Here is a 12,034-nt window from a genome sequence, read left to right on the forward strand (position 1 = left end):
AGATTATGCAAACTAACAGTGTAGATTTAACATACCCACAGGGTTTTCGGACTGATCCTGAATAAGGACGTATGGTTTGCTTCAATCCCACTAATTTTGCTTATTCTTGGAAAAGAAAAACCCCCGAACTTCTTTGAAATTCAGGGATTTACATCGTTTTGCCTTCTTAAAAAGTGGTGCCACCAGGAATCGTAATTTATTTCCAAGTGGTTGAATATCATTGTTTTCTAAAAGCGACTTGACCGTAATCTCCTCCGTTTGCTCCACCAATGACTTGCGTTGTTCTGCGCAAGGTTGCGTGAAGGTTTCCGAATGCAAAGGTAGTGAATTACTTTGAACTATTATCATTCTTGTTCTTTAATCTTTTGATTTCCTTATCAAAATCGCTTTCTAACAGTTCCATTTCGTGTTTGCGGTAGATTTCAAACTCCTTTTCAGCCTTCTCAATCGCTTGTATATACGAGATATTGAACTGTTCGGAATTTCCGAACAGTTGCCTTCTTTGCTAGTTATCCATCTTCAAATATATGCTTAATGTGCTCGCTTACATTCGATTTGCTTGTTTGGTATATCTCAACTAATTGCCCCTGAGTCAGCCACAAGTCTTCATCAGCAAAGCGCACAGACACACGAGTTATATCGTTATTGTCCTGATAGAGTATTATTTGGTTTTCTTTGTTCATTGGCTTGTTTTTCTTCTCTTTGAATGTAAATATACTCAATATACTTGGTTTTATGGACGTTTATGCTACTTTTCTGAAACTCAATGCCGCATTTTCAGATAATATCGCTAAATTTGCATGGTAAATCAAAGTATTGTAATTAACAGGCAAAATCAAGACGTATGGAATCGCAAAAAATAAATAGGTTAAAGGTTGTGTTAGTTGAGAATGGTAAAACAGGGAAATGGTTGGCTGAGCAGGTCGGAAAGAACGAAGCAACCGTTTCACGATGGTGTTCCAACAAGATGCAACCCTCTCTTGACATGCTTGTGAAGATTGCAGGACTTTTGAATGTTGACCCTCGCCAACTTATCAATGGCGGTAATAATGATTGATTATGTCAAAGAAGAAAGCTACAAAGAAAGAGGAGAACTCCCTCAATCTTGAAACCATATTGTTTAACTGCCGCGACTATCTCCGTGGTAGCGCATCGCTCAATGATAAGCGCGATGTGATACTTACGCTTGTGTTTCTCCGATTTATTGGCGAAAAATTTGATGATGCTCAAGCTGAGATGCGCCAGCAATGTATCAACCGAGGAATTACTGATGAAGAGAAAATCGCAAGATTCCTTGATTCCCCCTCTCGCTACAAAAATATAGTATATGTACCAGAAGCTGCTCGTTGGTCGATGCTAATCAACGTGCCTGCATCTAATCTTGTCGCTGCGCTTGATGATGCATTGCAAGCAATCGAAGATAGTGGTGATACACTTAAAGGTTGTGTAAAACTCAGTTTGTTTACCTCTGTAAAAATCCAATCCAATGAACTTAAAAAGGTTGTTGATGAGGTAAATAAGATTTCTCACAAGGTCTTCGGTGAAGAAAAAGACTTGATAGGTCGTGTTTATGAATATTTTTTAAAATCGTTCGCTGTAAACGCCACTAAAGAAGAAGGTGAATTCTATACTCCACACGATATTGTAGAGCTTATAGCCGCCTTTATCGAACCATTCGACGGTACTCTCTACGACCCATGTTGTGGCTCAGGTGGTATGTTTATTCAATGCGCTAAATATGTTGAGGCAAAGCAAGGTGACATTACAACTGTAAATGTCTTTGGTCAAGAGAAGGAGGATTCCACTTTTCGCCTTGCCAAAATGAACTTAGCTATGCGTGGTATATCCCACCATTTGGGTGATGGTCCTATTTCTACTTTCGATAAAGATCAACATGCCGGACTTGTTTTTGATTACATCATGGCAAATCCGCCGTTCAATCTCAAACATTGGTTCACCAAAGATGTTACTCAACAAGGAGTGAACTGGGCTGATTATGGCACTCCTCCCGAGAGCAATGCCAACTACGCATGGATTCTCCACATGCTTTCCAAACTTAAGGCAGACAAAGGTATTGCTGGTTTCTTGCTTGCAAATGGTGCCCTCGGTGATGAAGATACCATTGCCATTCGTCAAGAACTTATAGAGAACGACAAAGTAGAGGCTATTATCGTTCTGCCTCGTGAATTGTTCTATACCACTGACATTTCGGTTACGCTGTGGATTCTCAATCAAAATAAGCGCGGAGGCATGCACCATGGGCGGCAACTACGCGACCGCCGTGGGGAAATCCTCTTTATGGATTTACGCTCATGGACTGAAAACCCGGTCAAAGGTGAACAGAAGAAGAAAGTGGAATTAAAGGCTGATCAAGTGAAACGAGCTGCCGACATTTTCTTTCGTTGGCAGTCGGTTGGCACTAATGGTGCGACCTATGCAGAACCGGAACTTTACCGCTCGGTCGGCTTTGAGGAACTGAAAACAAACAACTTTTCTCTTGTCCCTAGTCGCTATATCGAGTTCGTTGACCGCGACAACAATATCGACTATGACAAAGTGTTGACTGAAACGGCCTCTGCGGTTTCCGAACTTTTATCGCTCCAATGCGAGAATGATGTAATGCTGCGTAACGCACTAAAACAGTTGGGATATGAGTGCAAGTGAAACAAAATGGGTGAGACTCGGTGAGTATATTGAGCAATCAGATAAAAGGAATTCCGATGGTGCTTTAACAGAAACTGATGTTCAAGGCATTAGTACGGATAAATGTTTTATTCCGACAAAAGCTAATTTGGACGGAGTGTCTGTTTTATCATATAAAATAGTTGCACAATCGGAATTTGCGTATGTCGCTGACACTTCACGCCGAGGTGATAAGGTGGCACTTGCACTTAATTCATCTGAAAAAAACATTCTTATATCTTCAATATACACTGTATTCCACAGTACTGATGAGAATATCTTACTCCCTGAGTATATGTTCCTGTTGTTTAATCGCTCCGAATTTGACCGTTATTCTCGATTCAATTCTTGGGGTAGTGCGAGGGAAACTTTTGATTGGTCAGAGATGGAACGTGTACAAATTCCATTGCCGTCGATTGAGGTGCAGCGTGAATTGGTTGCCACTTACAACGGCTTGAAAACTCTTGCCGAGCAGAACGAGGCTCTGATACCTCGACTGTCTGCTGCCTGTCAAGCATATATCGTGGATTGCCGGGCTAAATATCCCTCAGTTCCCCTCGGTAAGTATATTGAGCAATCAGATAAAAGGAATTCAGATAGTGCTTTAACAGAAACTGATGTTCAAGGTATTAGTACGGATAAATGTTTTATATCTACCAAAGCTAATTTGGACGGAGTTTCTGTTCTATCATATAAAATAGTTGCACCATCGGAATTTGCATATGTTGCTGATACTTCACGTCGAGGCGATAAGATGGCACTTGCTCTTAATTTATCCAACAAAAACATTCTTATATCTTCGATATACACGGTATTCCGCAGTATTGATAAGAATGTCTTACTCCCTGAGTATTTATTTCTGATGCTTAATCGCCCCGAATTTGACCGCTATGCTCGTTTCAATTCTTGGGGCAGTGCAAGGGAGACTTTCGACTGGTCTGAAATGGAACGTGTACAAATTCCGTTACCGCCTCCTAATGTACAACAAGCAATCGTTGATGTCTATCATTGCATGGAACGTGCCCAATATATCGCCTCACAAGCCCGGGAAAAACTCAAAACACTTTGCCCAGCCTTAGTACAGCGGGCAGCTCACTCTTAATTACTGATGCCATGAAAGGAAAGTTCTACGAAAGCGAATATGAAGAAGCTCTGATAGACTTACTGCAAGCAGAGGGCTGGCAATATACTAATGGCGGAAATATCCACCGTCAACTACGTGAGTCATTGCTTGTCGAAGACCTTAATGTCAACGATTTGCACATCTATTTGCAAAATCGTTATCCTAATCTCACTGACAGCGATGTCACCGAAGTAATCAACTATTTGCGCCACGTTCCAGGACAAACCCACTTTGAGCGTCTGCGCAACACCTTTCAACTTGTCCGTGACGGTTACCGTTATACCCGTCACGGTGACGGTGAGAATTTCGATATTCGTTTTATCGACTTTGACAATACAGACCGTAATATTTTCCGTGTTGTCAATCAGTTTGAGGTCGCATACGGCATGAAGAACGATGTGCGCATTCCCGATGTATTGCTCTTTGTCAATGGCATACCGCTCTGCATCTTTGAATTGAAGAACCCCACAAAACTTGATGTTGACATCGCACAGGCTTATGAGCAGATACACACCCGGTATATGCGCGACATACCCCATCTGTTGCGTTATTGCCCGTTGTCGTGCATCAGTGATGCCACCGACAACAACACACGGCTCGGCACTACCTACACGCCATACGAACACTATTATGCGTGGAAAAAGGTAAACAACGAAGATCCTTCCGCCCAAAAGGGTATAGACCAAGTACGCACTATTGTCAAAGGCGTGTATGAACCATCCAGATTCTTGGAAATTCTGCGCGACTATGTCTATTTTCCCGATGAAAAAGGTGGAAGGGAGGAAGAAATAGTGTGTCGCTATCCTCAGTTCTTTGCCACTCGAATGATGAGTGACAGCATACGTCGTGCCTTTAAAGAGCAGACCTCTAAAGGTGGCACATACTTCGGAGCCACAGGTTGCGGCAAAACATACACAATGATGTTCATTGCAAGGCAACTTGCGTTGCGCTGCAAAGAGCTCGGTTCGCCCACCGTCATTATGATTGTTGACCGCGACGACTTGCAGACACAAGCTGGAAAACTGTTCTTGCGCTCGCAAGACTTCTTGCAACTCGGCACAGTCAAAGTCATCTCCGACCGAGAAGAACTCAAAACCGAACTTTCGCTTCGCGACAGTGGCGGATTCTTCATCTGTACCATTCAGAAATTCTGTGAGTCAATCGGAGAGTTAAACACTCGCCGTAATATCATCTGTTTTTCGGATGAGGCCCACCGCACCCAAATTCGCCTTAGTAGCAAAATCAAAGTTGTTGAACATAAGGACATCAAAGCCAAGGTGGAACAAACCTCAGCAGGTGCAGTTGCCGTTAGAATAATTGATGAAAGCAAAATCGGTGCTTTTGTAACCAAACCCTATGCCGAACAACTCCGCACGGCGTTTCCTAATGCCACATTCGTCGGCTTTACAGGTACACCTATCGCCGAAACGATTCAAGTGTTCGGTGAAATAGTGGACTGCTACACCATACAACAAGCGGTGGACGATGAAATTACTAAAGACATCAAGTATATTCCACGCATTGCCCAAGTAACACTCGATTCCGAAAAGGTCAAGGAGATAGAGGATTATTATACCCGATGTGCGGAGGAGGGAGCAACCGAATCTGACATAGTTGCAAGTAAAAAGGCGATGAGTGCCATGGAGCAGATACTTGGCGATGAAGAACGACTGGAACGCCTTGCAGCCGACATCATAGCACACTATACTGCCTCTTGTGACAATAAGCCCGGTGTGGTACAAAAAGCCATGGTTGTATGTAGCAAGCGAGAAATTGGCTATGCATTATTGCAGAAATTCCGCAAACTTCATCCCGAGTGGTTTGAGGAACGCAAAGCACCGGAGGGCTATGTAGTCCCTGAAAAAGAAATGAAAGAACTGATGCCGATGCCGACTATTGCCATGGTTGCCACCCGTGGCAAAAACGACAAAAAAGATATGTACGACTATCTTGGTGACAAGAAGCGCACCAAGACACTTGAAAATGCCTTTAAACAGGAATACTCAAACTTCCGTGTCGTCATAGTTGTGGATATGTGGATTACGGGATTCGATGTACCGTGCCTCACCTATCTATACAACGATAAGCCGCTGCAAAAGCATACATTGGTACAAACAGTCAGCCGTGTCAACCGTAAATACCCAAGTAAAGACTTTGGTTACATTATTGACTACATAGGTATTCGCAATAATATGATGGAAGCCATGAAGCAATATGGCGGTGATACTTTTGGTCCAAGCGAGGATGATGTGCAGCAAGCGTTAGAAGCGTTGCTTGTAGAACTCGAACTTATCAAGCAGCTCTTTGCAGGTTTTGACCTAAAACCATTCATAGATAAAGATTCAAAACCGCTTGACCGACTTGAATGTCTTGGCAAAGCGTCAGAGCATATTTTGACTTTGAGCAAAATGTACAATGTAGCCAAAGAGGGCAAAAGACCTAAAGAGGTAGATGCTAAGACTTTCTTCTTGGCTCACGTGAAGTGCCTGAAAACCGCTTATGACATCTGTCAACCTTCAAACGCCCTGAACCACGAACAGTTGTCGCTGTCACAGTGCTTTATGTGTGTCGCTACTTATATTCGCAAGGCTTCGGGCGAGAAACATGATACGGAAAGTATGAATCGTGTGGTACAACGTATGGTTGCTGAAGCATTACAATGCAACAGTGTGGTGAGCATACTTGACACAGATGTAGAGGAAAGCATATTTAGCCCTGGCTTTATCGAACAGCTCAACGGAGTTAAACTACCTGCCACCCGACTTGAGGTGCTTATCAAAATGCTGCGTCGAAGTATTGCACAATATAAGAATACAAACAAGTTCGCCGCAGAGAAATTTGAAGAGTTACTTAAAAAAACTTTGGAAGAATATCACAACCGCCGTGCATCACTCTCTTCTGCTGAGGCTACCCAGACGCAGAAAGATACGGTGGATGAGATTATCCGTAATGCTACCCAACAGGCACTCGATATCCTTAATAAATTAGGCGAGGATAAAGAGAGTTTTCGTAAACTCGGACTTACATTTGAGGAGAAAGCCTTTTACGATATATTGATGCATATGCGCGATGTTCATAACTTTGAGTATGGTACAGACCGCAAAGTAGGCTCGCTGATCATCAATGACAAGTGTAAGGCTCTCGCCAAAAAAGTAAAAGAGTTGATTGATACCCAATCGTGCTTTGCCGATTGGTTGTTAAATACAAATGTTCGTGCCAAACTCAATCAAGACCTTTGGTTTTTGCTTGATGAAAACGGTTACCCACCTGAATGGAGCGATGATGTTTTTGATCAGGTTCTTGACCAAGTGGAAAACTATAAAGAGCATCAATCTGCCCCACGCTTATATAGTGTTAATACAGATTATTATCCATCTATGGTAGCAGAATCATAAATTTATTCGTTAATTAGAAACTATGTTTGAAAAGTTCAAAACGATTAAGATAAAAGGAGGCTGTTTTGATAATGAAGCCGAACTGGAGCTTTTTAAAAAAGATGCTCTAAGTGTAATATATGGTCGCAATGGTAGTGGAAAAACCACTATAGCTCATTGTATCGGCGAACTCGTAAAATCTGACGAGGAGAAAAATGCTGATTTTACTGTGAGTTCGACCTCGACTATCACAACTGACAAGAAAGATTCGGTATTTATTTTCAACGAGGATTTTGTACGTGAACAAGTAAGAGTTGAAAAGGATGGTATTAACACTATCGTTATGCTAGGAGAGCAAGTTGAGTTAGACGAGCAAATAGCACAAAAAAAGGAAGTGTTGGCTAAACTAGAAGAAGAATTTAACAAACTGGATGAGGAACGAAAAAGATATGATAACGCAAGGGAAAATATCTCACCCCTATATTATTTCAACCAAATACGGGATGCGCTTCGAGCGGATGGTGGTTGGGCAGACATTGACCGAGATGTAAAGAGAAATACAGTAAAGAGTCGAATTTCCGAGGATGTAATTAATACATTGCTGGGGTTGGAAGAACCAACAGAAAATTATAACACATTACATAATCGTGTAATGAATAATCTGAATTTGTATCGTGGATCTGAAGATGCACAAGTGCTAACGTGGATTAAAGGGACTGTATTACTTCCTGAAGAATTAACACAATTAATTGATATTCTTATTAAACCATTAGACACACCAGAATTGACAGACCGGGAACATCGGCTCTTGGAATTATTAGCAAAGCATCCACAACATTCCACAGAAGCAACAAAGCAAATGGTAACCGAAGGGTGGTCTTTTTGTCCAATGTGCTTACGTGAGATAACGGAGCAGGATAAAGCAACTATTACTCAAACTTTAACACACATATTGAATGAAGAAGCAAGTCAATATGAACATTTGCTCTGCACTGAGTTAGAAACATTTGCTATAATCGAAACGGTTCTACCAGAGTTTAGGGAACATCTAAACGAGCAGGAACTTAATGTGGCACAGACAGCTCTAGCAAACTTAAATCGTATACTTTATGCAGTGCAACAGAAAATTAATCAACGCAAAAGTGATATTTATAAGGCTCTAAAATCCCCCTTTTCTGAAGAAGATTGCAGAGCCTATGCAGATGCAGTTGTTGCTTGGAGAAAAGCTTTAGATGCGATAGAAGAATGCGTGAAACGATTCAACGACTCGGTGAATAAACGCACCAAATTATACAAACAGATACGTACAGAAAATAGCTTATTAGCACGGAAACAGCATTCTGCTTTACTACGAAGTTATAAACAGGCAAAAGAGAATAGCGACAAAAATCGTGAGCTTTTGGATTCCAAAAGCAAAGAGCGTGAGAAAGTTCAAATGGAAATAAAATCTCTAAAAACGCAAAAAGAACGTACTGATATTGCCTTGGATTATATTAATCATGAACTTCAATATGTATTCTATAGTAATCGTAAAGTCGTATTGGAACCTGGAGATGGTTGTTATAAGCTTAGAATCAATGGCAAAGCTGTAAGACCAAAGAAGATTAGTGTGGGCGAAAGAAACGTATTAGGTTTATGCTATTTCTTTGCCAAGTTATTTGGTGGCAAGACAGAAACAGCTAAGTATTCCTCAGAATATCTAATTGTAATAGATGATCCTGTATCAAGTTTTGACCATGGTAACCGTGTGGGTGTCATGTCGTTATTACGGTTTCAATTCGGAAATATTCTAAAAGGGAATACCAACAGCAGAATATTGGTATTGTCACACGATTTACAGTCAATTTTTGACTTAATGAAAATACGTAATGAGGTAATTGAAAAAAATGACCCTACATTTATGGAGTTAGTGAACCACAACTTAAAGATGCATAAGTCTAAAAATGAATATAAAAAACTATTGGAGTGTGTATTTGAATATGCTTCTAAAGCGGAAACATACGACATTGACGATATTAGTGATATAAGCATTGGTAACACTATGCGAAGATTATTGGAAGCATATTCAAGCTTCTGCTATGATATTGGTTTTGAAAAGATGCTTAGAAAGCACGATATTCTTATGGAAATACCAGAGGATAAACGTGTTTATTATGCGAATTTTATGTACCGTCTAACTCTAAATACGGAAAGTCATATGGAAGAAAACATATACACACTTAATGGAATTACTGCTCGATTTACAAAGGATGAAAAAATACAAACGGCTAAAAGTGTACTTCTGTTTTTATTATATATAAATAAGCCACACCTTGAAGCTTACTTGTCTGAGCATATAACCGAGATTGAAAACTGGAAGAATGATGAAGAGAAATGGATTCTTTCAATAAAATAGCAGGCCAATATGTGCTGATATTATTATTTTTACGACTATATGACAATTGACGATATCATGAACCTTGTGTCAGCCGACGAGTCAAGAACTCTGGAACTGAAGAAGACTACCGGCGAATTGAAAGACGGTATGCATTCGGCATGCGCCTTCTTGAACACCGAAGGTGGTTGGCTGATTTTTGGTATTGCACCGAAGTCCTTGAAGATAATCGGGCAAGAAGTAACAGACAAGACACAACAAGAAATCGCTCAGGCATTGGCTGGTCTTGAACCTGCGGTAGATGTGCGGGTGGCGTATGTTGATGTGCCGGAGCACCCGGGCAACAAAGTTATTGCCATGCACTTTGACGGTTGGGTATGGGGTGAGCACCCACATACATTTCACGGTTGTCCCTATTTCAAAGTTGAGAGCACTACGAAAGTGATGCCACAAGATATGTATGATGAACGCATTCGCGCCCACCAACCTCAGTTGTATGCGTGGGAAAGGTTGGCGGCTGACGGTGTAGCATTGGCAGACCTTGATGAAAACCTGATTCGCAACAGCATCCGGCGAGGTATAGATGGCGGACGTATTCCTGAATCTGCATTGTATGAGTCGACAGGAGATATTCTTTCAAAATGGAAATTGCTTAAGAATGGCGTGCCGACTAATGGTGCGGTATTGCTGTTTTCCAATAACATAGACGAGTATCCGCAATTTACGCTAAGAATGGCTCGGTTTGTGGGTACGAATAAAAATATGTTCCGGGACAATCAACGTGCTGAAGGTAATTTCTTCCAACTGTTAGATGCCGGAGTTGCGTTCTGTTTCAAGCATCTTTCTCTCAGTGGTAGAATCACCAATCATAGTTTGGAACGGGAGGAACAGCTTGAAGTGCCTTATCATGCGTTAAGGGAAGCTCTTATCAATGCTCTTTGTCATCGTCATTGGGAAAGATATAATCTGACCATCAGCCTTGCCATCTATGATGACCGCATCGAGATTGCAAGCCCTGGCACATTTCCACCCCAAATTACTCCAGAGAATATCAAGGAGCCTCACGAATCATATCCGCACAACTTGAAAGTGGCGGAAGCTCTTTATCGAATGACTTACTTAGAAAACTGGGGTAGTGGAGCAAAGCGTATCATGGATGCTTGTGATGCACAAGGAGTGGAAGCACCCACATGGCGTTCTGATGGAGGTTTTGTTACTATCACGTTCAAGCGACCTTATTTCGCATCCGGTACAATAAAGACAGACAAGGAGGATAAGAAAGCAACTAAAGATGACAAGTATCGCTCAACTACCGACCAAGTACCGCTCAACTACCGACCAAGTACCGCTCAAGTTCAAGAAATGATTCTTTCAATGAGTGACGACTATATGGCGATGAATGAAATTATGTCCAATATGGGATTCAAACATCGTACATCATTCCGGAAAAATTATTTTCTTCCTGCGTTGGAAGATGGTGCAATTGAACCAATGTATCCTGAACAGCCCAATCATCCGAAGCAAAAATACAGACTCACAGAATTAGCAAAAGAGTGGATAAAGAATAATTCAGACCATTCAAAAGAGTAAAAATGGCATCGCTGATTTGAAAGGATTTCCGACTTCGGAGGAAATCCAGTTTCCTGTAAGGACAAGGCGTTTTGAGCTGCTCGAAGTATTTTGAGCAGCCCAAAACATACCTTGCTGTGTCTTTGAGGACACAAAAATCCTCCGCCTGTCGGATTGGTTTGTGTGTATAATAACTCATTTGGAATATCGGTCAAGCCGATGGAGTATATCCACCGACTTGATTGGTTCTACCGTAATTCGCTCAGAGTTTGCGCCACTGCTCGATGTCCTCCCGGTAGGCATCGAGGTGCAGGCGGGCGAGGTTCTCGATAAGTCCCGAAGCACTCATGCCACGCCCGCCGAGACGGCGGACAATCCCGTCCAGCCGGTCACGCACCTCACCGCTGACGAACACGGGTTTTCGGTCGGTTATTTTGGGTACTCGCAGGTAAGTGGTACGGTACTCGTCCAGCGACAGCTTGCGTTGTTTGCTGCTGACACGCTTCTGTGGGACTGCCACTTCTTCGGGCGTTCCGCCTGACGGTTCATCCGCTGTAACAGTTTCCGCTTTTTTCGTGACGGTCTTGCCGGGTTGTGCCAGCTGTTCCGGATCCAGACCGATGTTCCTGTAGAAGTCGTCCATAGACTTCTCACTGCGGGATTCCCTGCGTCCCATTCTTTCCACGATTTCACGAGCCTGCTGCTCACTGATACTTGGTTCTCTTTTCATTGTCATAAAACAGGTTGATTAAGTTATTACTGTGGTCTTGGTCTGTGCCTTGACCGATTGTTGCAAGCAAAGTAAGACGTTTTAGTACAGTCAGTCAACAACTTGGATTCGGTTAGGCAATATTGTGAGACTTTGCTTTATGGTGATAGAGATATTGGTGAGGACTTCACAGATTTGCCGGA

Annotated in this window: 8 protein-coding genes; 6 read left to right on the top strand and 2 right to left on the bottom strand. The window is 42.0% G+C overall.

The annotated features are described in order from the left end of the window. Positions 1–509 precede the first annotated feature (509 nt). Positions 510–683 (bottom strand): hypothetical protein, encoded by a 174-nt coding sequence (locus tag E5355_RS18330; protein ID WP_246866999.1) that lies wholly within the window; start codon positions 681–683, stop codon positions 510–512. A 161-nt stretch (positions 684–844) separates the two neighbouring features. Between E5355_RS18330 and E5355_RS18335 the strand changes: the two genes are divergently transcribed. Genes E5355_RS18335 through E5355_RS18360 form a run of 6 tightly spaced genes read left to right on the top strand, consistent with a single transcriptional unit; the run spans position 845 to position 11,143 of the window. Continuing rightward, complete coding sequence (locus E5355_RS18335) at positions 845–1,057, top strand: helix-turn-helix transcriptional regulator (RefSeq protein WP_057250095.1); 213 nt, start codon at positions 845–847, stop codon at positions 1,055–1,057. A gap of 2 nt (positions 1,058–1,059) precedes the next feature. Continuing rightward, the gene (locus E5355_RS18340) at positions 1,060–2,664 is read left to right on the top strand and encodes a type I restriction-modification system subunit M (RefSeq protein WP_136011474.1); all 1,605 of its coding nucleotides are present in this window, start codon (positions 1,060–1,062) and stop codon (positions 2,662–2,664) included. After that, positions 2,651–3,784, top strand: coding sequence for a restriction endonuclease subunit S (locus E5355_RS18345; protein WP_136011475.1), 1,134 nt, complete (start codon positions 2,651–2,653; stop codon positions 3,782–3,784). Before E5355_RS18340 ends, E5355_RS18345 begins: the two co-directional genes overlap by 14 nt. Positions 3,785–3,795: 11 nt before the next feature. Beyond that, the gene (locus tag E5355_RS18350) at positions 3,796–7,200 is read left to right on the top strand and encodes a type I restriction endonuclease subunit R (protein WP_136011476.1); all 3,405 of its coding nucleotides are present in this window, start codon (positions 3,796–3,798) and stop codon (positions 7,198–7,200) included. Positions 7,201–7,222: 22 nt separating this feature from the next. After that, entirely contained in the window at positions 7,223–9,574 is a 2,352-nt protein-coding gene (locus E5355_RS18355; protein WP_136011477.1) for an AAA family ATPase, read from the top strand. Between the two features lie 39 nt (positions 9,575–9,613). Continuing rightward, complete coding sequence (locus E5355_RS18360; RefSeq protein ID WP_136011478.1) at positions 9,614–11,143, top strand: ATP-binding protein; 1,530 nt, start codon at positions 9,614–9,616, stop codon at positions 11,141–11,143. 241 nt (positions 11,144–11,384) lie between these two features. On the opposite strand, the gene E5355_RS18365 is transcribed toward E5355_RS18360, so the two are convergent. Further along, positions 11,385–11,852 carry a DUF3408 domain-containing protein gene (locus E5355_RS18365; RefSeq protein WP_136011479.1) on the bottom strand — a complete coding sequence of 156 codons (468 nt, stop codon included), beginning with the start codon at positions 11,850–11,852 and terminating at the stop codon, positions 11,385–11,387. Positions 11,853–12,034 lie beyond the last annotated feature (182 nt).

It is taken from the genome of Bacteroides muris (ex Afrizal et al. 2022) (assembly GCF_004793475.1).
Taxonomy (GTDB): domain Bacteria; phylum Bacteroidota; class Bacteroidia; order Bacteroidales; family Bacteroidaceae; genus Bacteroides; species Bacteroides muris.

What these genes read in the sequence shown, in the direction of transcription:
- E5355_RS18345 (WP_136011475.1), top strand. Translation starts at nt 2,651, where the DNA reads ATGAGTGCAAGTGAAACAAAATGGGTGAGACTCGGTGAGTATATTGAG.
- E5355_RS18360 (WP_136011478.1), top strand. Translation starts at nt 9,614, where the DNA reads ATGACAATTGACGATATCATGAACCTTGTGTCAGCCGACGAGTCAAGA.
- E5355_RS18350 (WP_136011476.1), top strand. Translation starts at nt 3,796, where the DNA reads ATGAAAGGAAAGTTCTACGAAAGCGAATATGAAGAAGCTCTGATAGAC.
- E5355_RS18365 (WP_136011479.1), bottom strand. Translation starts at nt 11,852, where the DNA reads ATGAAAAGAGAACCAAGTATCAGTGAGCAGCAGGCTCGTGAAATCGTG.
- E5355_RS18330 (WP_246866999.1), bottom strand. Translation starts at nt 683, where the DNA reads ATGAACAAAGAAAACCAAATAATACTCTATCAGGACAATAACGATATA.
- E5355_RS18355 (WP_136011477.1), top strand. Translation starts at nt 7,223, where the DNA reads ATGTTTGAAAAGTTCAAAACGATTAAGATAAAAGGAGGCTGTTTTGAT.
- E5355_RS18335 (WP_057250095.1), top strand. Translation starts at nt 845, where the DNA reads ATGGAATCGCAAAAAATAAATAGGTTAAAGGTTGTGTTAGTTGAGAAT.
- E5355_RS18340 (WP_136011474.1), top strand. Translation starts at nt 1,060, where the DNA reads ATGTCAAAGAAGAAAGCTACAAAGAAAGAGGAGAACTCCCTCAATCTT.